The sequence below is a fragment of the Chryseotalea sanaruensis genome, from assembly GCF_003990915.1.
Classification (GTDB): Bacteria; Bacteroidota; Bacteroidia; order Cytophagales; family Cyclobacteriaceae; genus Chryseotalea; species Chryseotalea sanaruensis.
In genome coordinates, this window is record NZ_BHXQ01000004.1 from 186,650 (window position 1) to 211,424 (window position 24,775).

Genomic DNA, 24,775 nt, shown 5'->3' on the forward strand with positions numbered 1-24,775 from the left:
TGTGTGATTAACGTTTTGCTGATCAAAGCAGCGCTAGGGCGGCCAAATCAATATCCAAATCTAAGCGAACCCCAGCGGTAAGTGTGGCATCTATGGTTCCGATTAAATCAACCAATTCCCCTTCTCCATCTACCGTAACAAACACAAGTTCATAATCACCTGCATTCATAAAGGCTAGTGTAAATTCACCTTCAGCATTCAACTGTGTACTTGTTATGGCATTAGGAAAACGAATACCGTCAGCATCTGCCTCACTTTCACCTGTTGTAAATCCACCAGCTTCATAAGCGTAAACTACTACTCTTGTACCTTCAGTAAAATCAAGGTAATCGCCTTCAATTAATGCGGCATCCTGATTAGCCACTAATCGAACCACCGGTTTTAGCACGAAACGTTCGCTTGCCCCTGCAACTACTATAGATTTGCGCACGTCAAAATCAAGCGTTACCGCCACAGTACCACCTGCAGCTAGTGTAAAAGAGCCCTTTACTTTATAGCCAGATTGTGCGCCACTTGGGATAAAGAGCGCTTGTGTACTTCCGTCTTTATAACGAAGATAACAGCCGGGGTTGTTCGCAGCAGGAACATTTTCAGCTGGTGCATCCAATATTAATCTCGCTTCGGTGTAAGTACCTGCACTTATTTCTTCTTCCGTTAAAAAAAGTGCATTACCCTCCTGGTAGTCAAGGATGTTTACAGTTACAGGCTCATCGTAGGCTGCAATGGTTTGCCACCCATCATTGTTTTTCAACTCAACACCAATAATGCTTAAGAAAACAGCGTCAACATTGGCATCATCCACGGGGGCATCTGTAATGTACAGCTGAACTTTTCCTTTAGCCGATTCTTCTGTGCAGGACATCAATGACACCGCCAACAGCGCAAAAAAGAGTGTGGTTAAACGAATTATTTTTTTCATAAGATTTGTAAGTTGTTTGTACATGTATACGTAAACATAGTGGCTGGTAGCCTTCGGTAAAGTGCATAGGTCGGTGAACAAACACTTTTGCCCATAAACAACAAAGCCCCGCTGTTAAGCGGGGCTTGTCTAAAACTTGAATTAAGTTAATTATTTAACCTCTTCATATTGTACATCCGATACATCCGGATTACCACCAGCCCCTGCGTTGGCGCCATTGTTGGTAGCTCCATCAGTAGGAGCACCAGCTTGGGCACCACCCTGATACATTTCAGTTGAAGCTGCCTGCCATGCATTATTTAGTGCTGCCATACCAGCATCAATGCCGGCTAAGTCTTGCGACTTGTGTGCAGTTCTAAGGGTTTCAAGCGCACTGTTAATGGCGGTCTTATTTCCTTCAGAAAGTTTCTCTCCGTATTCCTTCAACTGTGTTTCAGTTTGGAATATAAGTGAGTCAGCCTGATTGATTTTCTCAATCTTCTCTTTCTCTTTCTTATCAGACTCAGCATTAGCCTCAGCTTCCTGCTTCATCCTTTGAATCTCAGCATCAGTTAATCCAGAAGAAGCTTCAATACGAATCTTCTGCTCTTTACCTGTGCCTTTATCTTTTGCAGCTACGTGTAAGATACCGTTGGCATCAATGTCAAAGATTACTTCAATTTGAGGTACACCGCGTGGAGCAGGAGGAATACCATCTAAGTGGAATCTTCCGATCGTACGGTTGTCGCGTGCCATCGGGCGCTCGCCTTGCAACACATGTATTTCTACTGAAGGCTGGCTATCAGATGCCGTTGAGAATGTTTCAGACTTTTTAGAAGGAATCGTTGTGTTTGATTCAATCAGTTTAGTCATCACACCACCCATGGTTTCAATACCTAAAGAAAGAGGTGTAACATCTAACAACAATACGTCTTTCACTTCGCCAGTCAACACACCACCTTGAATCGCAGCACCTACCGCTACAACTTCATCAGGGTTTACACCCTTAGAAGGTTTCTTGCCAAAGAATTTCTCTACCTCTTCCTGTATGCGAGGAATACGCGTAGAACCACCCACCAAAATCACTTCATCAATTTCACTTACAGAGTAACCAGAATCAGCAACAGCTTTCTTACAAGGTTCCAATGTTCTCTTGATCAAATCATCAGCCAGTTGCTCGAACTTAGCACGAGAAAGTTTCTTCACTAAGTGCTCAGGTACACCATCAATAGAGGTGATGTAAGGCAAGTTGATTTCAGTTTCGGTAGAGCTCGACAATTCAATCTTCGCTTTTTCAGAAGCTTCCTTCAAGCGCTGAAGCGCCATAGGGTCTTTGCGCAAGTCAATGTTTTTGTCAGCTTTAAATTCATCAGCTAACCAGTTCATAATGCGCATATCAAAGTCATCACCACCAAGGTGTACATCACCATTAGTAGATTTCACTTCAAATACACCATCACCTAATTCAAGTACTGAAATATCGAATGTACCACCACCTAAGTCGTACACCGCAATCTTCATGTCTTTGTTCTTCTTATCCAAACCATAAGCAAGCGCTGCCGCTGTTGGTTCGTTGATAATACGTTTTACATCCAAGCCAGCAATCTGTCCAGCTTCTTTTGTAGCCTGACGTTCTGCATCGTTAAAGTAAGCAGGTACTGTAATTACAGCTTCTGTTACTGTAGTGCCTAAATAGTCTTCAGCGGTGCTCTTCATTTTCTGAAGAATCATTGCTGAAATTTCCTGAGCAGTATACAAACGATCACCAATACGCACGCGCACTGTATCATTGTTACCGGCTTCTACTTCATAAGAAACCATTTTCTTCTCACCACTCACTTCACCAAACTTTTTACCCATGAAGCGCTTGATGGACTGCACTGTATTTTTTGGGTTAGTAATGGCCTGACGCTTTGCCGGATCACCCACTTTGCGCTCACCCTTACCGTTGTCCAAAAAACCAACGATAGAAGGCGTTGTTCTGCGGCCTTCGCTGTTGGCTATCACCACTGGTTCGCTGCCCTCCATTACGGCTACGCACGAGTTGGTTGTTCCTAAGTCGATACCAATTATTTTTCCCATAATCTTAAATTTCTGTTGTTCGCTACAAGTATTTCCTACCCTTTGTCAATCACTGTGCCATTAGCAATAGCGAGCATATTTCTGCCAAAAAAGTGACAGGTTGACAGTATTCACTGAATAAACCTAAGCTTAGGCTGTAATTTGGACTGCTTTTGACCTACCTGCATGAGTGCGTCAGTAGGGCTAGTGTATTTTGAAGGTAAATAGATTGTCTTGCTTAAGCAGGGGGGAAATCAAATCGGTTATCACACATTAAAAGAGAGTAAGTTATATCAATGCAGGTCTAAGATCTCGGCATAAAAAATGAGTACGTGATCGTACATGCTAACGATGCTAGCCACTGAAGCATCTCCGGGGCAGGCAATCAGACTGGTATTCTTATTTCCATAATAAACTAAGAGCGGCTCCCGTTTGGAAAGATTATTAGGTATGTAATCAAAAGCTCGGGATTGAGTCAGTTTCTCAACCCTAAAAGAAAACTTGTATTCACGCTCAATCGTGCTAGTCTTGATTGTTACAGACAGGCCACTTTTTTTATTGGTTAAATAGAAACGCACCACTTGGGCAATGCTATCTTGGAGCGGTGGAAAAAAATGAGTCAGAGGCTCATCAAAAAGCTTCATCAGTGGTTTGAAATCATCGTAAAAGTTAATGATTTTCTTCAACTGCTTATTTGAATATTCCTCAACCACAATGTTCATACTCTTTTTGGTAGTGGATGTAAAGGGAAATTTAAAAGCCTCAATACCGTTCTTTGAAAAGAGAAAGCGGAGGTCTGTGTCATCAAAACTTTGGCTGTTGTTAAATCCTTGTCCATAGCAGACAACTGAAAGGAAGACAAACAATAAATGTAAGAAGCGTTTCATAAAGTGTTTGGGTATTAAATAAAAGAGAACCGTTTTGCTTTTTAGAATCAATTATATTGGTTTAATCATGCTGTCGCCTTATTTTCTTCTTTGAAGGGCACTCCTGTTGAAATAGCAATAAAAAAGATTGAATACAATATGCTGGCGTATCTTTAACGATTCCAATATGCCACCACACATGCAAGGTTCGCTGGATGAATCTATTTCTTTACTTAAGATAAACATAGTAAAAAAAATTAATAGGAAAGGGGCAATTTGTAAACTGTATTTTCGCACAGTGGGTATCAGAATCATTATTGGGATAATCACTTCAAAGGCAATAATGGCATAAGACAAGTACCAGGTATGTGTCTGGCAGATAATAGGAATTCGGGAAAATCTGATGAAGAACACATGAAGCCTACTATTAAAAGCTAAGCTGACAAGGAATGCTATAAAATCAACATAAGAGTTAGCTTAGGGCTGAACTTTTGACAAAGAAGAGGTAATCCAACTTACTAGTCAATAATATCAGGAAGATAAATGAGATTAACTATTTCCGGTAGCCAGTCAGTTATCTCACCACACTACACTTCAGCGAAGAAGTAAGGTTTACCTCGCTTTAACATATTTTCATCCAGCCATTTAGTACAGCTTTGTGTTTGAAAAAAAATACTGATGAAACGTTTTATAAGTCTTACACTGATTGCTCTAGTTTTGATCGCAACGACTAGTTGTTCAAAATCTACCGTTGTATCAAAAAAGTCTGGGAATTTACCCCCCGGACAAATGAAAAAGTTAACAGGCAGTAAGTCAGCCGCGCCATATGCGCCAGGTCAGCAGAAGAAAGGCGGAAAAAGTACAGCACCTGGCCAGAAGAAAAAACAGTAAGAACAAAGTTGACAGCTTTCCTGCCAGCGAATTACCAATCTATTGTTCAGGTTCTTAATAGCATTTCGTTTTCTAACAATTCTGGATGGAACAACTATCTGATTTTTCTAAAAAGATAGATTGTCTCACTGTTGACTAAACTATTGTCTGTCCAACCACCCGAGGCTTCCGTATGGTTAGAGTACGATTTCAAATCCTTAGCTTCAACAGTAACTAACGACCAGCCTTCTTCCGCATGTTTGTTCAGTGCATTTAATAAGTTTACATTGAAACTTACTGCGGTGTTATTTTTTTGAAGGATGGGGGCGACCATAGTCGGAAAGTAAGTCTGAATTGAACCATTAATCGTTCCTCTCTCATAATATCTATTTACCACGATCATCGAGTATACTTCAGTCGTCACATCTTTAACTGAGTCTACAACAGACTGTGCTGGAGCTGTAAAAGAGATAAAACTCGCTAAACCTATTATCAGGTATTTCATGCTTTTAGTTTTTAGCACTAACGTCTATCAGAATAATTGAGTTACAATTTGCAATGCGACCTACAGCCTCCCTATCCATGGTTTGTGTCTGCACAAACCATTTCTTCTGGATATGGGATTAAAGAGGTTTTTGAAGAAAAATCTGACTGAAGAAATTCATTCCTCACGATAACTGAGAATCCTATTACCTAAGTAGTTCGATTTCCGTACTTTTGCGCCTTCTTTATTGAAATAGAATGACACTCGATCAACAAATAGCCAAACGCAGAACTTTCGGTATCATCAGTCACCCCGATGCTGGTAAAACCACTTTAACAGAAAAATTACTGTTGTTTGGTGGAGCCATTCAAAAGGCTGGAGCCGTAAAATCATCTAAGATTAAAGACCACGCCCGTTCCGACTGGATGGAAATAGAAAAACAACGCGGTATTTCTGTGGCTACCTCTGTAATGGGTTTTAATTATAAAAATATTAAAATCAATCTACTCGATACACCCGGTCACCAGGATTTTGCTGAAGATACTTACCGCACGCTAACAGCTGTAGATAGTGTAATCATGGTTATCGACTGCGTAAAGGGTGTGGAAATTCAAACAGAAAAGTTGATGGAGGTATGCCGTATGCGCAATACACCTGTGATCTGTTTCATTAACAAACTCGACCGTGAGGGCCGTGATCCTTTTGAGCTGCTGGATGAAGTGGAGGAAAAACTTTCCATTAAGGTTCGTCCGCTAAGCTGGCCCATCAACATGGGTAAGAATTTTAAGGGTGTCTATAATCTTTACGAAAAAAGTCTCCACCTGTTCACTGGCAGCAAACAAACAGTGCAAGAAGGCCTAGAGATTAAAGACATCAACGATACAGAACTGGACAGGTTAGTTGGCGATACCAATGCAAAACAACTCAGAGCAGACGTTGAGCTTATAGAAGGCGTATATCCTGACTTCGATGTAAATGAATATTTAGAAGGGAAAGTTGCGCCAGTTTTTTTTGGTAGCGCAGTTAATAACTTTGGTGTAAAAGAATTATTAGATTCTTTCATCCGTCTGGCACCACCACCCATTCCACGCGCCACGACTTTACGGATTGTTAAACCCGATGAAAATAAATTCACCGGGTTTATCTTCAAGATACACGCCAACATGGATCCGAAGCACAGAAACCGCATTGCTTTCTTGCGTGTGTGCTCAGGCAAATTTGAGCGAGGCGCGAATTACACCCATGTGCGTCAGGAAAAAGGCATACGTTTTTCTAACGCTACAGCCTTCATGGCACAAGACCGCGAAACAGTAGACGAAGCTTGGCCGGGAGATATCGTTGGTCTCTTCGATACTGGTAACTTAAAAATTGGCGATACGCTAACAGAAGGAGAGAAGTTAATGTATACTGGTATACCCAGTTTCTCACCTGAAATTTTTAAAGAGGTAATTAACATGGACGCCATGAAAACTAAGCAACTTGAAAAAGGATTGCTTCAGTTAATGGAAGAAGGTGTTGCTCAGCTTTTTTCCTATGAGTTGGGTAATAGAAAAGTAGTGGGTGTTGTAGGTCAACTCCAGTTTGAAGTAATTCAGTTTCGTTTAAAAAACGAATATGGAGCTACTGTACAATTTCAGTCACAAAACCTGTACAAAGCTTGCTGGATTAGTAGTAAGGATCCCAAAAAACTTCAAGAGTTTATAGACTCCAAGCAACGTCACATGGCGCGTGATAAAGATGATAAGTTGGTTTTTATGGCAGAGTCGAGAGCCTGGTTACAAATGGTGCAGGACAATTTCCCAGACATCAGTTTCCACTTTACCAGTGAGTTTAAAGATTAGTCGTGTTGAGTTAGAGTTGTGTGGCAGTTAAAAAATATCCTGAAGGTTAAAAGAAAGTTCAGGTAATACTGCTGAGCGCACTTCGCCTTCCCCTACCAGAAAAAGACTTGGTGTATCAAGGTCTGTTTGGCTCTTGCTATAGATCTCAAGTGTTTTATTGGCAGGGTCAACAATCCAAAATTCCTTCACGCCAATTTGTTGGTATATCTTCTTCTTTTTATTTCTATCAGTAAAAATATTGGATGGCGAGATAATCTCAACGATTAAGTCAGGTACACCTTCAATACCACGATGAGTAATGATGTCTTTGTTTTCTTTAGAAATAAAAAGTAAATCGGGCTGAAGAACGTTTTTTTTATCGATGTATAGATCAATAGGAGCATAGAAAACCTCATCAAGCTCCTGCGCAAATTTTGAAAGAAAATTAAAAATTCTACGAGATATTCTTTGATGATTTGGGGTAGGTGCAGGACTCATAATTAAATCTCCATCGATTAGTTGACATGGCGTAGACATCTCACCCAGTAAGAGATAATCCTCTACTGTCCAGACTTTGGAGTTATCAATAGTGAGTGTCTTCATCTGAAAATATTTTTAATTATGGGGCAAATGCCTGCATATCGGAATTGTGTTACGGTATGAAGGCATGAAATCTGGTTATCTCCACACCTCGTATATACGGGATTCACGAATGCCCGACTTCATGCTGTTAAGTTACAAAACTTAACGGAAAAGCTTAAGTAAATATGGGATGATCAGTTTCAAATGCCAGCTTTTACTACGCGTGGCATCACGCAAAATCCAGCTATTTAGATGTGCAGATCAGTGAAATCTGGGGCAAACAACAGTTTTCAAAAAATCTCCAGATAAGCCACTATAAAAGGGGCAGAGATCAATAAACCATCAAAACGGTCTAGAAAACCACCATGCCCTGGTAACACTGTGCCTGAGTCTTTAATTTCTATGCTTCTTTTTAGAAGCGATTCAATCAGATCTCCAAAAGTACCGCCAACAATAATCAGCACAGCTATTACATACCAATGATAGCTGGCTAAAGAATGGAAGTACTGGGTGAAAATAAAAGTGATGACCAAAGCAAGCGCTGCTCCACCAAAAAAACCTTCCCACGATTTTTTGGGAGAGATGCGTTCAAAAAGTTTTCTTTTTCCAAAATAGGTGCCTGCAAAATATGCACCAGTATCACTCGCCCATAGAATTAGCAATGAACCTAAAATAATTTCGAAGTTATAAGAGCCATTTTCATATGCCGCAATACTCATCAGCGATAGCGGAGTGGCTATGTAAAAAATACCCAGAAAAGTAAAGGCAATGTTGGTGAAAGGTTTTCGCTCAAACTTTTTGTAGAGCTTAATCATGAAAACAATAGAAGCCATCGGAAAAATCAGAAAGAAGAATTTAGGATCGACTGTACCATGTTCAATAAAAAAAGTAAGAGAAAAAATAGACAGTCCAATCACGATTCCTAAAGTCTTTTGAGGAATCATGCCATCTAATCCAACTAGTTTGTAGAATTCAAACATTGCCAATCCGCACAAAGCAAAGAATAAAGCGAAGTAAGTCCACTCGCTATAACATACGCCAGTTATTACGGCCGCTGATCCAAGTATACCAGTAATGATACGTTGTGTTAGGTTATTATATTTCTGTAGAGCTGTCACGCAGGGGTGGTGTTTGAAACTTGTTTCTTAAAAATATATAAAAGCGCAAAGCTAATCATGGCAGCGCCTGCCACAACGGGCCATGGTGCTGATTCTGTACTATTCATATCTAATTCGCTTACCTTTTGTTGGTAGAGATAGAGCATTAATACAGAGAACCCGTTGTTAACAAAGTGGGCAAGTATAGCAACCCACAAATTTCCAGACCAATAGTATAAATAACCGAACAACCCACCCAACAGCATGCGTGGGACAAAGCCATAAAACTGCATGTGCATGGCGCTGAAAAGAATGGCAGTGATCCAAATGGCTGCATGAATGTTTCCAGTATGCTTATTCAATTGTGGCTGAAGCAATCCCCTGAAAACCAATTCTTCTCCAAAGGCAGGGAGTACAGCGATGACAAATAGCGCCAGTATTAATTCGCCTCTATTAGAAAAGGTTGTTAAAAAGCTTGTTACTTCTCCGGCATATTCCTCGCGTGTCTTGGCCCATTCCTCAAAACCTTTCATAAATTCAGGAAATGTCAGGTTGGCATTCCATTCAATAAAAGGAGAGTTGACCAACATGAAGGAAATAGTGGAAAAAGCTACTATCAAATAGGCAGTGAGTTGTGTATTCGGCACACTCATTAATTTTATTAGCGGTTGTCGCTTGGCGACAACTAATAAAGCAGGAACGATAATAAGGCCAAACAATGTAGAGCACCCCTGAACAATATAGAAGGGAATTTTAACCCCTGGATTGCTGATGGGGTCGCTGAGGGCCGACATAAAATCCATAATACTACCCTCGTAAAAAGGTAGGGCGATCAGAATACCAATCAGCGGACCAACAACAATAAAGCCTGCTAAAACCGCCACGAGGACTAATAGTATGTTAATTTCAATAATTGGCTGTGTTGAGCCGGAACTTCTCTCCATCCACAAAGGTTTTCGTAAATTTGCGCACTAATATAGGTAATAAGACCAGACAGGTCTGTTTTCAAATTTAGAATGGTAAAAATCGGAAACATAGAAATAGCAGAATTTCCCTTGTTGCTAGCACCCATGGAGGATGTGAGTGATCCGCCTTTCCGTGCTGTTTGTAAGCAGAATGGTGCCGATTTAATGTACACCGAATTTATTTCTTCTGAAGGCCTCATTCGTGATGCCGCCAAGAGCCGCCAGAAACTCGATATTTTTGAATATGAACGCCCTATTGGCATCCAACTTTTTGGTGGTAATGTAGACAGCATGCGAGAGGCAGCCGAAATAGCAACTGCTGCACGACCGGATCTGATCGATATTAATTACGGATGTCCTGTAAAAGCAGTTGCCTGTAAAGGAGCAGGTGCGGCTTTGCTGCAAGACATTCCAAAAATGGTGAGAATGACAGAGGAGGTAGTGAAGAGTACTCACTTGCCGGTGACTGTTAAAACACGTTTGGGATGGGATGAGCAAACCAAAAATATTGTAGAAGTTGCCGAACGTCTTCAGGATATTGGCATAAAGGCGTTAAGTATTCATGGTCGTACCAGGGTACAAATGTATAAAGGCTCAGCAGACTGGACACTAATCGCTAAAGTCAAGGAGAATCCACGCATGCATATCCCCATCTTTGGTAACGGAGACATTGATACACCGCAAAAAGCTTTAGAGTATAAAAACCGATATGGAGTAGATGGTCTGATGATTGGTCGCGCTTCTATTGGTTACCCCTGGATTTTTAATGAGATCAAACATTTCCTGGCAACAGGTGAAATGCTGATTGCACCTGATTTAAATGAGCGTGTTAAAGTAGCCAAGCAACACCTGGATTTTTCCATCCGCTGGAAGGGACCAAAACTTGGTGTCTTTGAGATGCGCAGACACTACACCAACTATTTTAAGGGAATGCAAGACATCAAGCCTTACAGAACCCGTTTGGTTGAAGCTCCCACAGCAGAAGCAGTTCATGAAATATTAGATGAGTTGGTTAACGCAGTTGAGTTTAGTACTTCCTTGTCTGTTTTGTAACCTATTCATATAAAACAAGAATTTTAGCAAAATTCCGGTTTGAAATAGCAAAAGCTTTCTCAATCTTTACAACTGTTCATTCGCATAGCCGTTAGGTATGAACGAAAGCCGATTATGTCAGAAACCCCTCGCTCAACAGCTATCTTCTTACTAATTTTCCTGGCACTTATTTGGGGCACATCATTTATCCTCATCAAACAAGGACTAAAAGTTTTTGCACCTGATGAAGTTGGTGCTTTGCGTGTAACAGCGGCAGCTTTATTTCTACTTCCCGCAGCACTAATCCGATTTAAAGAGCTCACCCGCGATCACTATTGGAAACTATTGCTATCTGGTTTGATGGGTATTTTTATCCCTGCTTTTCTATTCGCCACAGCGCAAACCAACATGGAGAGCTCAGTTGCAGGCATACTCAATACGCTTACACCTATCTTCACTTTACTTATTGGCGCTTTCATCTTTAAACAAAAATTCAAGAACCTCGCCATTGTCGGTATAATATTAGGATTTTTAGGAGGTGTAGTATTGATGTTTGCCAGAACAGGTGGGGAAATTGGGAGCTTGAATGTATATGCCTTGTTGATCTTAATAGCCTGTATTTTTTACGGAGCTAATCTCAATTTCATTAAATATAAAATAACCGATCTTAAAGCACTCACCATCACTAGCGGTTCCTTGCTAATGATTGGCCCTTTGGCAATAGTTTATTTATTTGGTCTCTCTGACTTCACAATCAAATTGCAAACGATTGATGGTGCCTGGAGAGCAGCAGGCTTCATTGTGTTGCTAGGCATTATGAGCACGGCCATCGCTACTTTTTTATTCAACCGTTTGGTGAAAATAAGCACACCTATCTTTGCAAGCTCAGTTACTTACATCATGCCTATTGTGGCAGTAGGCTGGGGATTATTTGATGGCGAAGCACTAGGCATTGGTCATTTTATTGGTATGACGGCTATAACTATGGGTGTTTATCTGGCCAATCGTAAGTAGATCAGGATTTTATTGATTGGAGGATTTTCAGGATTTTATTCCAGCCTATGTTGGCATGGATAGCACCTAGCCAAATCCTGCCCATCCTTTAATTCTGTAAATTTTGATGCGCCCTGCACAAACCTCCATCTTGCCAATCCTTAAATCCTGTCTATCCTGATGCGCGAAGCGCACAAATCAATCTTGCTAATCTTAAAATCCTGTAAATCCTGATAAGCTATGCGCATTAATCAAATCCTGATTAGCTTTGCGACAAATTTCCCGCCTATGAATCGCAAAATTACCCGTGCTCTTATCTCTGTATTTTATAAGGACAACCTTGAACCAATCATTCATGAGTTAGCTAAAAATAATGTTGAGTTTGTTTCAACAGGGGGTACACAGGAGTTTATCGAGAAATTGGGATACAAAGTAACAGCTGTTGAGACACTGACTGGCTATCCCTCCATTTTTGGAGGACGTGTTAAAACCTTGCACCCTGCAGTTTTCGGAGGCATTCTCTATCGGAGAGACCATGCAGGCGATGTCGCTCAGGCTAAAGAGCACCACATTGGGCCTTTAGATCTTGTTATTGTTGACCTTTATCCTTTTGAGGAGACTGTAGCTAGTGGAGCAACTGAGGACGATATCATTGAAAAGATTGACATCGGAGGTATTTCTCTGATTCGTGCCGGTGCAAAAAATTTCAACGACACATTAATCGTTTCTTCGCGCGAGCAATATGCCGGATTGCTCACAGTGTTACAACAAAGTAATTGTGCACCGTCTCTTTTGGACCGCAAACGCTTCGCGGCCATGGCTTTCGATGTCACTTCTCATTACGATGCTGCAATTTTCGAATACTTCAATAACGAGCAGCAATTACCGGGCTTTAAGAAAAGTATAAGACAAGGACGAACACTGCGTTATGGAGAAAATCCACATCAACAAGGAGCTTTCTATGGCGATTTAGATGCCATGTTTGAACAATTGAACGGTAAAGAATTATCGTACAATAACCTGGTAGATGTTGATGCTGCCGTAAATCTGGTGCAAGAATTTGATGGGGAGAAAGCTTTTGTCATCATTAAGCATACCAATGCCTGTGGTGTGGCAACTGCGCCAACGGTTAAAGATGCCTACCTTAAAGCCTATCAGGCAGATACAACTTCCGCCTTTGGTGGTGTGTTAGCAACCAATACTACTATTGATCTGGCAGCAGCTGAAGAAATCAATAAGCTCTTTTTTGAAATTTTGATCGCCCCCGCATATTCAGCGGAAGCACTCGAGCTTTTGAAATCGAAGAAGAACCGTATGTTGTTGCTCCAGAAAACCAAGTTGCAAGGAACTAAGCAGTTTAAAACCTTACTGAACGGAGTTATTGCTCAAGATTTAGATCTAAAAACAGACGCTGAGTCAGATTTGAAAGTTGTGACCGAGCGAGCACCTTCAACGCCAGAAATAAAAGCGCTCCTTTTTGCCAGCAAAGTGGCAAAACATACTAAGTCGAACACCATTGTGCTTGCTGTAGATGGTCAGTTGCTGGCAAGTGGCGTAGGTCAGACATCGCGCGTTGACGCCCTGAAGCAAGCCCTGGACAAAGCGAAAGCCTTTAATTTTGATGTGAAAGGTTCTGTTATGGCTTCGGACGCTTTCTTCCCCTTTGCAGATTGTGTAGAGATTGCCCAACAACACGGCATCACTGCTGTCATTCAACCAGGAGGTTCTGTGCGTGATCAAGATTCCATCAACTTCTGCAACCGCCACCAGATGGCAATGGTGTTTACAGGCATCAGACACTTTAAGCACTAAGGGTTAAGGTACGCTCACTGAAAGAGAGACCTTAGCTTTCTGTTATTTCTAATATTAACTTACGTGATAAAGAACTTTCGAATTATATTTTGGTAAATTTCGGATAGCTGTTTCTTTTGCATAATTATTAATACATCATTACTACATGGCACTTTTTGATTTCTTCACCAGTGATATAGCCATTGACTTAGGCACTGCCAATACACTGATTATCTACAAAGACAAAATCGTTGTCGATGAACCATCGATTATAGCGATGGACAAGCGCACCCAGAAAGTGCTGGCCATTGGAAGAGAGGCGATGCAGATGCATGAGAAGACCCACGATCATATTAAAACTACTCGTCCACTAAAAGAAGGCGTAATTGCCGATTTCCAGGCGGCAGAGATGATGATTCGCGGTCTGATTAAAATGATTGATACGGGTAAACGTATTTTTCCACCTTCATACCGTATGGTTATCTGTATTCCTTCCGGAATCACTGAAGTTGAGAAACGGGCTGTTCGCGACTCTGCTGAACATGCTGGGGCAAAAGAAGTGTACATGATTTATGAACCCATTGCTGCGGCCATCGGTGTGGGTATTGATATTGAACAACCCCTTGGAAATATGATTGTAGATATTGGTGGAGGCACCACTGATATTGCCGTAATTGCGCTTTCAGGCATTGTTTGCGACCAGTCCATCCGCGTAGCGGGTGATACTTTTAACAGAGATATTCTTGACTACATGAGACGCCAGCACAATTTGTTGATTGGTGAACGTTCTGCTGAACGTGTAAAGATTGAGGTAGGATCGGCTTTAACTGAACTGGATGACGGACCAGATGATTATGAAATCCGTGGTCGTGACTTAATGACCGGTATTCCAAAAACTATTAAAGTTTCATATTCTGAAATTGCTTTCGCCTTAGACAAGTCTGTATCTAAATTAGAAGAGGCAGTGTTGAAAGCGTTGGAAACGGCACCACCAGAATTGTCAGCAGATATTTACGAGCGAGGCATCTACTTAACTGGTGGAGGAGCACTGCTGAGAGGTCTTGACAAACGTTTGGCCCTGAAGACGAAACTCCCCATTCACATTGCAGACGATCCTTTGCGTGCTGTTGTTAGAGGCACTGGTGCTGCACTTAAGAATTTACACCATTTCCGTACTGTATTGATGAGTTGATTCCATTGTATACTGAAAGGCTATACATACATGAAACAATACCGCTTGGAAAAAGTAAAATGACAGATATAACAAAGTTAGCAAAGTAATATGGAAAGACTTTTCCTTTTCATTTACCAATACCGTTCCTTTTTTACCTTTTTGGTTTTCCAGATTATCTGTGTGTGGCTGTTGGTACAAAACAACCAGTACCAAGGCGCTAAGTTTTTTAACTCAGCAAATGGTTTGGCTGCTACGATTAACAATACATCTCAAAACTTTAGGGACTTCTTATCGCTGCGCGAGACCAACCAAAGGCTATCAGAAGAAAATGCATACTTAAAAAGAAAGCTAGAGCAACGAAATCAAAGCCTGTATACACTGAATGTCAGAGAAATTAATGATCCTGTATTAATTAATCGCTTTGATTTTTTAAGTGCCAGGGTTATCAACAACTCTGTGCATCAATTCAAAAATCACTTAACCCTTAATAAGGGCAAAAAGGATGGTATAACCCCTGGTATGGCTGTTATTAGTGCTGATGGAATTGTCGGTAAGGTAAAAGTAGTGTCTGATAATTTCAGTGTTGTTACTTCACTTTTAAATATTGACGTGTTAACCTCTGTTCAGTTAAAACGAACAAGTCATTTTGGCACGGTGCAATGGGATGGTGCCAACACTGAAAATGTAAACTTGTTATACGTACCACGCCATGTCCAGCCTCAAGTTGGCGACACAGTTGTAACCTCAGGTTATAATTCAATTTATCCGGACGGCTTAATGGTCGGTACTATCGACAAGGTTGATTTGAAAGACGAAGCACTATTTTATGATTTACGCGTTAAACTTTCTCAGGATTTTAGAAAACTCAGCTACGTAGCAGTAGTGAAGAGTAACCTGAGGGAGGAGCAGGATGAATTAGAACAATTGATTGACGAAAAATGAGTTTTAACATTATAAAGGTCATATCTTTTTTCTTTTTACTATTAGTGCAGGTATTGCTGTTTAAAAATGTGGTGCTCTTTCATACAGCATTTTGCTTTATCTATTTGCTTTATCTGCTAACATTTCCAGTGGAAACCAATCCCCTTATATTGATGGCGATTGCTTTCGCAATGGGGCTTGGTATTGATATCTTTTACGACAGTGTTGGCCTTCACGCCATGTCTTCAGTGTTTATGGTCTACCTGCGTGGCTATTGGTTGAACAGAATAACACCACAGGGAGGGTATGACAGAAATTCAATGCCAACGCTAGCTGTGAACGGAGTTCAATGGTTTATTGTTTATGCTTTGCCATTAGTCTTTGTGCATCATCTTGTTTTATTTTTTGTTGAAGCAGGCGGTGCAATGTATTTCTGGTTTACTTTATTTAAGGTTGTGATGAGTACGCTTTTTACTTTAGCAGCGTTAGTAATAGCACAATTACTTTTCTCGAGATAGGAATGGAGATATGAACGAAGGCAGAAAAGATATTATTCAGGTTCTGGTCATACTGATCGCACTGGTATTTCTTATTAAGCTATTTGCCATTCAGGTACTGGACAATAAATACGAGAAACTGGCAGATAGTAATGCCATTCTTCGTCAGGTTGATTATCCGGTTCGGGGTTTAATTTACGACCGCAACGGAAAGCTATTGGTGTATAACACACCTGAGTATGATTTACAGGTTATATATAAAGAGATAAAAAACCTGGACTCAGCGGAATTTTGCAAAGTTTTCAGACTTACACGAGAAGAGCTCCGAACAGCATTTAAAGAATTAAAAAAGAAAAAAGAGTATTCGCGAGTAAAGCTCACTACTTTCTTAACAAAACTATCAAATGATGATTTTGCCCGCATTCAGGATCGTCTAGATGATTTTGATGGCTTCTACATTCAGGCTAGATCTACACGCTCTTACACTACGTCAGCATTTGCAAATGCCTTGGGCTATGTAAGCGAAATCAGTAAAAACCAGCTTGGCAAAGACAGTACAAGAGTTTACAAACAAGGAGACTATATTGGACAAAGTGGCATTGAAGCGTACTACGAGAAATACTTAAGCGGTCAACGAGGCGTGCGTTATAAGATGCGCGATGTTGATGGAATTGATAAAGGCTCCTTTAAAGATGGAGAGCTTGATACTGTCTCGATTCCTGGTCAAAACCTAACAACAACAATAGATCTTGATCTTCAGTTGTATGGCGAGTTTTTGATGCAAGGAAAATCAGGAAGTATTGTGGCCATTGAACCTGCAACGGGAGAAATATTGGCTTTTGTGTCAGGGCCATCTTACGACCCTAATATGTTATCAGGAAAATATTACAGTGCCAACTTTAAATTCATTAGCAGCGACACAAGCAAGCCCTTATTCAATCGTCCGCTCATGGCGCAATATCGGCCAGGCTCCATTTTTAAAATTGCACAAGCAATGGTGGCTTTGCAAGAAGGTGTTATTACCCCTGAAACTCGTGTGGTATGTAACCGTTCAATTATTAACTGCCATGGAGCACATTCCAATGAAGACCTACGCGGAGCCATTACCCACTCTTGCAATCCCTATTTCCATAATGTGCTTCGCAGAATGCTGAATAAAGGAAAAGTAAACGATCCTTTTGAAGATACACGTATTGGTTTAGATGAGTGGAGTAAACACATCAGAAGTTTTGGTTTTGGTTCTCCCCTAGGCATAGACCTTCCTAATGAAAAAAGCGGTTTGGTTCCAAATAGTAACTTCTATGATAGAGCTTACGGAGGTCGACCTTGGAAATTCTCAAATATTTATTCAATTGCAATTGGCGAAGGAGAAAATCTGGTAGTGCCATTGCAGATGGCAAACTTTGCTGCAACAGTTGCTAATCGTGGCTACTTTTACACACCTCATTTAGTAAAATCAATAGGCGATGGCGGTAAGCCACTCCCGCAATATTTGGATAAACATTATACAACCATAGACACATCCTATTTTATTGTTGCTGTAGATGCAATGCAAAACGTGGTACAGGGTGGTACAGGTCAGTACAGAGCAAGTCTAAAAGATATTATTGTCTGTGGTAAAACTGGAACAGTCGAGAATAACCCACCCATGGCTGATCACTCAGTATTTATTGCCTTTGCGCCAAGAGACAATCCGAAAATTGCAGTATCTGTTTATGTTGAAGATGCAGGACAAGGTGCGCGTGCCGCAGCTTCTATTGCCAGTTTGATTATTGAAAAATATTTATTGGGTGCTACTCAACGTAAGCACATTGAAGATTATGTTTTACGAGGTGATTTTTTATAATTGAGTAGGAACGAACACATACCGGCACAAATGGACTGGGTAACAGTAATGTTATACGCGGCACTAGTACTATTGGGCTGGTTGAACATTTACGCTTCGGTATATGACGAAACCATTCGTCAATCTATTTTTGATATTTCCTTGAGCCCTGGCAGGCAGCTATTATTCATGGCTGCATGCATTATCATCATTATCGCCATTCTCATTATTGACATGAGATTTTATGATACGTTCGCGTACATCATTTATGGCGTAATACTTTTTCTTTTAATACTGGTGCCAATTATTGGTAAAGAGGTGGGTGGGAATAAAGCCTGGCTAGGTATAGGCAGTTTTGGTGTTCAGCCTTCAGAGTTTGCCAAGTTTGCTACAGCATTGGCGGTAGCCAAGTTTGTAGGCACTATTGGATTCCGCATGGACAACCTACGAAATCAATTTGTACTTTTTGTTATGATTGTTGTTCCTATGCTATTGATCTTACTGCAAAAGGATACAGGTACAGCTTTGGTTTTCACATCTTTCTTAATTGTATTTTATAGAGAAGGTATGTCACCTTTTCTCATTATTGTCGGTATAGCCTGCGCTATCATTTTTGTGCTGGCTCTGTTAGTTGAGAATAATATTTATCTCTATGCGGGCATAGGTGTAATATGGGCAGTTCTCATCTTCTTCTCACGCAGAAAAAAATTTAAACGACTCGCGGTATTAACAATAGGCGCGCTGCTCGTAATTGGTTTGTTGCAGAGTGTAGATTATGTGGTGGACAATGTTTTAAAACCTCACCAGCAAAATCGTGTAAAAGCCCTTATCAATCCTGATGCAGACCCCTTAGGTTATGGATGGAATGTAACGCAATCAAAAATTGCGATCGGTAGTGGAGGACTTTTTGGCAAAGGATTTTTAAAGGGCACCCAAACTAAATTTGATTTTGTACCAGAACAAAGCACTGACTTCATTTTCTGTACCATTGGCGAAGAGCATGGCTGGGTAGGAAGCCTGGTAACCATAGGGCTATGGGTGGTGCTTATGTTCCGCATAATTTTTATTGCAGAGCGACAAAAAAATAGGTTCACCAGGGTATTTGCCTATGCAACATTATCCATTATGCTTTTCCACTTTGCAGTTAATATTGGCATGACGGTCGGCCTTTTCCCTGTAATTGGTATACCATTGCCCTTTTTTAGCTATGGAGGCTCCTCTTTATGGGGCTTTACAATTATGCTGTTTATTCTCTTAAAATTAGATGCCCACAGAGGACAAGTACTCCAACGGATTTGATAGCAGAGATGGAATCACTATTTTCGAGCCCTGAAATTACCCTAGTCAATATTCAAATTTTATAGCCATGAGCGATCAGAAAATCAGCATTAGCAACGGTAAACTTAATGTGCCTGAAAACCCAACCATTCCTTTTATTGAAGGAGATGGTACTGGTGTAGATATTTGGCCAGCTTCTCAACTAGTATTTGATAAAGCAGTTGAGAAAGCCTACAATGGAAAAAGAAAAATCAACTGGAAAGAAGTACTAGCAGGAGAGAAGGCATTTAATAAAACTGGAAACTGGTTGCCAGATGAAACGTTGGATATTTTCCGTGAATATTTAGTAGGTATTAAAGGCCCGTTAACCACACCCGTTGGTGGTGGTATACGCTCACTAAATGTAGCACTTCGTCAAATCCTCGATTTGTATGTTTGTTTACGCCCGGTACGTTGGTACGAAGGTGTTCCTTCTCCTGTAAAAAATCCAGGTGCTGTTGACATGGTTATCTTCCGCGAAAACACTGAAGATATTTATGCAGGTATTGAATTTGCGGCAGGTACACCTGAAGCACAAAAAGTACTAGACTTTATAGCAAAAGAATTCCCTAAAGAGTTTAACAAAATCCGCTTCAACACCAAAGAGAAATCAGAAGATTTCTGGAAGATGGTGGGTGCAACAGATGTAAAGACTGATGTAAACGTAGGTATTGGTATCAAACCAGTAAGCTTGAGCGGTAGTACGCGTTTAATTCACAGTGCAATTGCTTACGCAATCAAACACAATCAGAAATCAGTAACGCTTGTGCATAAGGGTAACATCATGAAATTTACCGAAGGTGCTTTCCGCGATTGGGGATATGCCGTTGCAGAGCAATACTTTGGAGATAAGGTTTACACTTGGAACAAGTGGGAGAAAACAAAGAAAGAAAAAGGTGAAGCTGCCGCTAATGAAGAACAAAAGGCGGCCATTGCAGCTGGCAAAATAATTATCAAAGATTCTATTGCAGACATCACACTTCAGCAGGTATTAACACGCCCTGAAGATTTCGATGTGATTGCAACACTAAACTTAAACGGTGACTATTTGAGTGATGCATTGGCAGCACAGGTAGGTGGTATTGGTATCGCTCCGGGTGCAAACATCAATTACATAACTGGTCACGCAATTTTTGAAGCAACACACGGAACTGCACCTAAGTATGCTGGTCAGGATAAAGTTAATCCCGGATCTGTAATTCTTTCTGGTGTGATGATGTTGGAGTATATGGGTTGGCAAGAAGCCGCTGACTTGATCAGCAGAGGTTTGGAAAAAGCTATTGCATCAAAGCGTGTAACTTACGACTTCCACAGACAAATGGAAGGCGCAACTATGCTGAAGTGCTCAGAATTTGCACAAGAAATTGTTAAGAATATGTAAATCAGAGAATCTGTTGTCTCGGATAAACTGCCTTCTGACATAAACAGAAGGCAGTTTTATTTTACAAAATACCTGATTGCAAATAGAGGTAATATAGACAAAAGAATGATGTAGCTTGTTAAGGCCCAATCTGGGATGTTAAAATCTGATTGATTTATTTTTTGAAATATTAATACGAAGAATAAGGTTGATATAAAAAATGAAATTCCCGATAATAAAATTTTAACCCTTTTGTATGCTGTTTTTTTATTCTCTTCATTTATAAGTATGGGATAAGCTAACTTCGATGGCCTGAGCGACAACATGTAGAGTGATAAATTGATAATTAAAAGTAAAGAAAGAAGAATTATAACTTCTATAGAATTTGCCAATAGCTCAAATCTTAATGTGATAACAATTATGGTTATAGTTATTGTAATTAGATAAGAGAATATAAAAAGCCACCTACTTATCATGACGCCTTTTTTATTTTCAATGTAAGCGCTTTAAACTTTAAGTCATGATATGTCGGATACAAATACAATACTAAACCACAAACGATAGAAAAAAAGAACGAGAAAATACCATGAAAGATTATTATAAATAAATGAAAGCTTATGGCAATAGGAAGTATCCTTTTTCTGAATCTAACAGAAGCAAATATTGAAGTAAAAAGTAATAGCTCCAGAATAAGCACGCTATAAGTAAGTATGGGCTCTAAAAATTTATTACTCAATACTGGGTTAAGTAATGGTGTTAATCCGCTTTGAATTCCGAAGACGGAGTGATTGAGCCAATAGTAAAGAGCTGTTCCATTTGCCCATTCAGTTACAGGAAATTTACCAGTTGCCGCATCAAGGTAAATAATGGCAACTTGAATACGAATGAGCCAAACAGCCATAATTGCCAAAACATTAGAAGCTGATTCTCTTTTTGTCGAAACCTCCCAATGATTTTTTCTCGTATCAGTTATGCAAATTGGGATTAACAGTAATGACATTATCGCGGCAATTTGATCGCCACCATCCAATAAAGAAGAAGAAAGCATAAAACTAACAGCAATCCACCAATGTAAAACAGAGGTAACCTTAATGAAGTAGCCTGAGACAACAACAATAAGGATTACAATCGCTGCTATCTGCATGAGGTAAGCGTGATCAGCACCAAGCAGCAGAAAAAAATTTAGTTTGTTGAGTGTAAACTGATCTGTGTTCAGTAATGGATTAAAGTAGACGCCCTCTGTTGACTTGTTGAAGAGATAATGAGTTGGATTAGTAAGTAAAGTAAGTAATGTACCAATTGCTAATATTGATCTCCCTAAACCAATTACATTTGTGTGAGGATCGTATTTTTTGGATAATCTTCTAATAAAACTTTCAAAATTATCCAGTTTACTTTTTATCATGGCATGTAAGAGTTATTCGTGCAGCCTTTGCAGGCATTTTAATTTTTGATAGAGATTTACTCCATGCCCAAGGTACAGGCTCCTGAAAAACCAATAGAAATTCCCCGCAAAGGAGTGGCTTGAATAACTTATTCTCGACTTCTTTAGATGAGGCAACAGGGTATTTTCCAGTAATTCCAGCTTGATAATTCCATTCAGTAGTCATAAAAATGCTATCGGGTAGTTCAGCACGTGCTATTTGCATCTCAGACATAACAACTGAGGCCCGTCTATTTAAACCGATAAAATGCCTGAAGCTTGAATGACGATGATCAACAAGAGTTAACTCATCATCTATTATTTCATAAATAACGGTCTGCGCTTCACGAGGGCTTCTAGTGAAGAATGACCACCCTTGCGGAACAACCGCAAAGACCATCCGCCTCACAAAACCATCTTGAACCGGATTAAACTTAATAACAGAAAAGAAAACAATAGATAACAGTGCTGTTATACAGATTAATCCGATCAAGAAGGTTATTGAATACTTGTACTGAAACAAAATATTAATCAGTTAAGGTCGCTAAATCATTTACAAGAATTTCGAAGACAAGTAGATCTTCTGCATTTACTCCATTTATTCTTTCAACCTGGGCGACTTCTTCTTCAGTGACGGTTACAGTAACAGTTGCTGCAACGGCAACAGCTACGGTAATGGCGGCTGCAACGTTAAAGGTTACAGCAACTTGATTATGGACAGCCAAGACAAAGTATGCAACGCAAACAAGAACAAAGCTACAAGCAGCTTCTCTTCCAGATTCAGAAGTAATCATATTATGATCTAACAACTCAAGATACTCTTCAGATTTTGACTCAAGTTTATTTCTGTCAAGCTGACCATCTGTTTTAATTTCACCACTCACAAAATCTTCTTTTACCTTGTCAACAACCTTGTATGCATTTGGGTAAAGAATTTCCAAATGAGTATAAAGCTCCTTACCTCCACTTATGATTGCTTTTTTAATTCTAAGATGATCTTTGGATAGAATTTCGCCCTTAAAATTTTCAAAGAATTGTGGGTTGTTTTGTTCAATAGAGGTTGTTAATTCAGAGAGCGTTTTATCAAATTCAGCTCTTTGCTTAGTAGACATGCCTTCAAGCCCAGCTACATTTTCTTTATATGAATTAATTTTTTGAGCGAAAGAATTAGATGAGAAAAAAACACCTTCAAAAATTTCTTTACCAGAAAATTGAGAAACTTCAGGTGACACAGTAGAGTCAAGCGAAGAACAGCTTGAAATGATCATTGCCAAACTCATAAGAAATGCGATTGGCCTTAAATAGGTCCTTACTAAATTCATAGTGATGGTTGTTTAGGTTTAATGCCTACTCTTTTGATTTTCGGCTCACTCAGCTACTTATTTATTTCATGTCGATTTTTGCTTGCACATACTCGACTTCAGGGTGTCAGCCTTAAATTGACCGCTTGAAGATTTATAAAGTAAGTCTAGGTCGTTTTAAAGGCTGAAACAAGACCTTAATTTTCAGGTATTTGGCTTATCGGTATATTTGTTATTTATTCGGATATAATTGAGTTTTAATGGCTCAAACACCATTTCGTGGTAGAATGTGGGCAAGTACTTTAAGGTTGAATTATTTAATAAGGTATTTGGCACCTTACTTGAAAGTCCAAACTCATATTATGTTGCGGAAATTAAAATCACGTACTTAGTCTTCGACCAAACCCTTAAACCTATGAGAGCTCTCATTTTATTTATGTTGCTGATACTTGGCCTTGAAGCCTTTGCTCAGGATTGCACAAATCCAATTGATAAAAGTTCTTTTCAGGAAGGATTTAATCAAGTAGCCATACAAGGAACGAATGCGAAAAAACTTGATGTGGCTTTATTGTTTATCAAAGACAAGTGTTTGGTATCGGCACAGGTTAAGACAATGGCGCAACTTTTTTCAGAAGATCAACCTCGTCTTATTTTTTCCACGACAGCCTTTAAACGCACATCTGATCCCGCTAATTTCTATGAGGTGATGGATGCTTTTACTAACCTGTCTTACGCCTTCCGTTTATACGACATAATCAAAGCTCCTGTTAAAAAAGAACCTGCAGTTACAGTACCAGTTAATCCACCTTTACCTATAGAGCAAGTGCTAACTTTCCCTAGATACAATTACCCGTCTAGTATTCGTTATGCAGGAGTAAAGGGCTGTAACGGACCTGTTGCAAATGAGGAAATATTTCGAAGAACTGCCAATAATGCTTTTTACCAGCCAACCGAAGAGGCTAAAGAAGTAGTCGTAGTAAATGCTGTTGAAACTGCATGTTTTGATTTTGCACAAGCAATGAAATTAATTTCCACCTTCCGATTAGAAGAAACTAAGCTAAAGGTGCTGATTAAAATTTTCCCTAGAGTGTACGATCAGGAAGCATACAGATTAGGGGCACAACTTTTTCTAGACACTAAACTTCGGGAAGAGTGGTTGAAATATGCTTCTTTTTACCTGGCCCCACCAGCGCCAGCTTGTGAAGAAAGCGATGCAGATTTTCAAAAAGTGCTAAAGAAAGTACAAGATAAATTCTTCGATCATGAGCGTATTAGTCTTATTGAAACCTTAGCCATAGACCATTGCTTTAAGGTAAGTCAGATCAAAAAAATGTTTACAGAGATTAGTCAGGCAGCAAGAAAACCAGACCTGCTAAAAAAATTATACGATAAGTGTCCCGATAAAAAGAACTACTATCTACTGGTTGATGATTTAATATTTCAGTCTGAAAAAGAAGAGTTAAAAAGTTTTATCAAAAGCAAAGGCAATAACTAATAC

General features: G+C 39.9%; 22 protein-coding genes. 11 read left to right on the forward strand and 11 right to left on the reverse strand.

Annotated features, from left to right (window positions below; translation table 11 throughout):
- Positions 1-22 precede the first annotated feature (22 nt).
- From SanaruYs_RS11570 to SanaruYs_RS11590, 5 genes are all read right to left on the reverse strand, one after another.
- On the reverse strand, positions 23-919 hold the full coding sequence (locus SanaruYs_RS11570) for a DUF4382 domain-containing protein (RefSeq protein ID WP_160118647.1): 897 nt from the start codon (positions 917-919) through the stop codon (positions 23-25).
- A 150-nt stretch (positions 920-1,069) separates the two neighbouring features.
- Positions 1,070-2,980: a molecular chaperone DnaK gene (dnaK, locus tag SanaruYs_RS11575; protein WP_127122722.1), complete on the reverse strand. Its 1,911-nt coding sequence runs from the start codon at positions 2,978-2,980 to the stop codon at positions 1,070-1,072.
- A 272-nt stretch (positions 2,981-3,252) separates the two neighbouring features.
- A complete protein-coding gene (locus tag SanaruYs_RS11580) occupies positions 3,253-3,846 on the reverse strand; it encodes a hypothetical protein (protein WP_127122723.1) in 594 nt (197 codons plus the stop codon).
- Between the two features lie 78 nt (positions 3,847-3,924).
- Positions 3,925-4,239 carry a MauE/DoxX family redox-associated membrane protein gene (locus SanaruYs_RS20500; protein ID WP_502697144.1) on the reverse strand — a complete coding sequence of 105 codons (315 nt, stop codon included), beginning with the start codon at positions 4,237-4,239 and terminating at the stop codon, positions 3,925-3,927.
- Between the two features lie 571 nt (positions 4,240-4,810).
- Positions 4,811-5,200, reverse strand: coding sequence for a hypothetical protein (locus SanaruYs_RS11590; RefSeq protein ID WP_127122725.1), 390 nt, complete (start codon positions 5,198-5,200; stop codon positions 4,811-4,813).
- Between the two features lie 236 nt (positions 5,201-5,436).
- On the opposite strand from SanaruYs_RS11590, the gene SanaruYs_RS11595 reads away from it, so the two are divergent.
- On the forward strand, positions 5,437-7,020 hold the full coding sequence (locus tag SanaruYs_RS11595) for a peptide chain release factor 3 (RefSeq protein ID WP_127122726.1): 1,584 nt from the start codon (positions 5,437-5,439) through the stop codon (positions 7,018-7,020).
- Between the two features lie 27 nt (positions 7,021-7,047).
- On the opposite strand, the gene SanaruYs_RS11600 is transcribed toward SanaruYs_RS11595, so the two are convergent.
- The 3 genes from SanaruYs_RS11600 to SanaruYs_RS11610 all read right to left on the reverse strand — a co-directional run bounded on the left by SanaruYs_RS11600 (position 7,048) and on the right by SanaruYs_RS11610 (position 9,622).
- Positions 7,048-7,602 carry a Uma2 family endonuclease gene (locus SanaruYs_RS11600; protein WP_127122727.1) on the reverse strand — a complete coding sequence of 185 codons (555 nt, stop codon included), beginning with the start codon at positions 7,600-7,602 and terminating at the stop codon, positions 7,048-7,050.
- Positions 7,603-7,871: 269 nt separating this feature from the next.
- On the reverse strand, positions 7,872-8,699 hold the full coding sequence (locus SanaruYs_RS11605) for a phosphatidate cytidylyltransferase (RefSeq protein WP_246011902.1): 828 nt from the start codon (positions 8,697-8,699) through the stop codon (positions 7,872-7,874).
- On the reverse strand, positions 8,696-9,622 hold the full coding sequence (locus SanaruYs_RS11610) for a CPBP family intramembrane glutamic endopeptidase (protein WP_127122728.1): 927 nt from the start codon (positions 9,620-9,622) through the stop codon (positions 8,696-8,698). The genes SanaruYs_RS11605 and SanaruYs_RS11610 overlap by 4 nt, the downstream gene beginning before the upstream one ends.
- Positions 9,623-9,694: 72 nt before the next feature.
- Between SanaruYs_RS11610 and dusB the strand changes: the two genes are divergently transcribed.
- The 9 genes from dusB (at position 9,695) to icd (ending at position 20,574) form a co-directional block, all read left to right on the forward strand.
- On the forward strand, positions 9,695-10,696 hold the full coding sequence (dusB, locus tag SanaruYs_RS11615; RefSeq protein WP_127122729.1) for a tRNA dihydrouridine synthase DusB: 1,002 nt from the start codon (positions 9,695-9,697) through the stop codon (positions 10,694-10,696).
- Between the two features lie 114 nt (positions 10,697-10,810).
- A complete protein-coding gene (locus tag SanaruYs_RS11620) occupies positions 10,811-11,689 on the forward strand; it encodes a DMT family transporter (RefSeq protein ID WP_127122730.1) in 879 nt (292 codons plus the stop codon).
- 267 nt (positions 11,690-11,956) lie between these two features.
- Positions 11,957-13,480, forward strand: a complete 1,524-nt coding sequence (purH, locus tag SanaruYs_RS11625) for a bifunctional phosphoribosylaminoimidazolecarboxamide formyltransferase/IMP cyclohydrolase (protein ID WP_127122731.1) — start codon at positions 11,957-11,959, stop codon at positions 13,478-13,480.
- A 145-nt stretch (positions 13,481-13,625) separates the two neighbouring features.
- Complete coding sequence (locus SanaruYs_RS11630; protein ID WP_127122732.1) at positions 13,626-14,651, forward strand: rod shape-determining protein; 1,026 nt, start codon at positions 13,626-13,628, stop codon at positions 14,649-14,651.
- 90 nt (positions 14,652-14,741) lie between these two features.
- Positions 14,742-15,575 (forward strand): rod shape-determining protein MreC, encoded by an 834-nt coding sequence (gene mreC, locus SanaruYs_RS11635; RefSeq protein WP_127122733.1) that lies wholly within the window; start codon positions 14,742-14,744, stop codon positions 15,573-15,575.
- Positions 15,572-16,072 carry a Rod shape-determining protein MreD gene (locus SanaruYs_RS11640; protein ID WP_127122734.1) on the forward strand — a complete coding sequence of 167 codons (501 nt, stop codon included), beginning with the start codon at positions 15,572-15,574 and terminating at the stop codon, positions 16,070-16,072. The genes mreC and SanaruYs_RS11640 overlap by 4 nt, the downstream gene beginning before the upstream one ends.
- 10 nt (positions 16,073-16,082) lie before the next feature.
- A complete protein-coding gene (gene mrdA / locus SanaruYs_RS11645) occupies positions 16,083-17,897 on the forward strand; it encodes a penicillin-binding protein 2 (protein WP_127122735.1) in 1,815 nt (604 codons plus the stop codon).
- A gap of 30 nt (positions 17,898-17,927) precedes the next feature.
- Complete coding sequence (gene rodA / locus SanaruYs_RS11650) at positions 17,928-19,175, forward strand: rod shape-determining protein RodA (protein ID WP_127122736.1); 1,248 nt, start codon at positions 17,928-17,930, stop codon at positions 19,173-19,175.
- Between the two features lie 67 nt (positions 19,176-19,242).
- Positions 19,243-20,574: an NADP-dependent isocitrate dehydrogenase gene (gene icd, locus SanaruYs_RS11655; RefSeq protein WP_127122737.1), complete on the forward strand. Its 1,332-nt coding sequence runs from the start codon at positions 19,243-19,245 to the stop codon at positions 20,572-20,574.
- Between the two features lie 451 nt (positions 20,575-21,025).
- On the opposite strand, the gene SanaruYs_RS11660 is transcribed toward icd, so the two are convergent.
- The 3 genes from SanaruYs_RS11660 to SanaruYs_RS11670 are packed head-to-tail and all read right to left on the reverse strand — an operon-like array spanning position 21,026 to position 23,256.
- Entirely contained in the window at positions 21,026-21,958 is a 933-nt protein-coding gene (locus tag SanaruYs_RS11660) for a sporulation-delaying protein SdpB family protein (RefSeq protein WP_127122738.1), read from the reverse strand.
- Positions 21,945-22,469: an SdpA family antimicrobial peptide system protein gene (locus SanaruYs_RS11665; RefSeq protein WP_160118648.1), complete on the reverse strand. Its 525-nt coding sequence runs from the start codon at positions 22,467-22,469 to the stop codon at positions 21,945-21,947. Before SanaruYs_RS11665 ends, SanaruYs_RS11660 begins: the two co-directional genes overlap by 14 nt.
- A gap of 34 nt (positions 22,470-22,503) precedes the next feature.
- Entirely contained in the window at positions 22,504-23,256 is a 753-nt protein-coding gene (locus tag SanaruYs_RS11670; protein WP_148115045.1) for a sporulation delaying protein family toxin, read from the reverse strand.
- Positions 23,257-23,692: 436 nt separating this feature from the next.
- On the opposite strand from SanaruYs_RS11670, the gene SanaruYs_RS11675 reads away from it, so the two are divergent.
- A complete protein-coding gene (locus SanaruYs_RS11675) occupies positions 23,693-24,772 on the forward strand; it encodes a DUF4476 domain-containing protein (RefSeq protein WP_127122741.1) in 1,080 nt (359 codons plus the stop codon).
- The last annotated feature ends 3 nt before the right edge of the window (positions 24,773-24,775 follow it).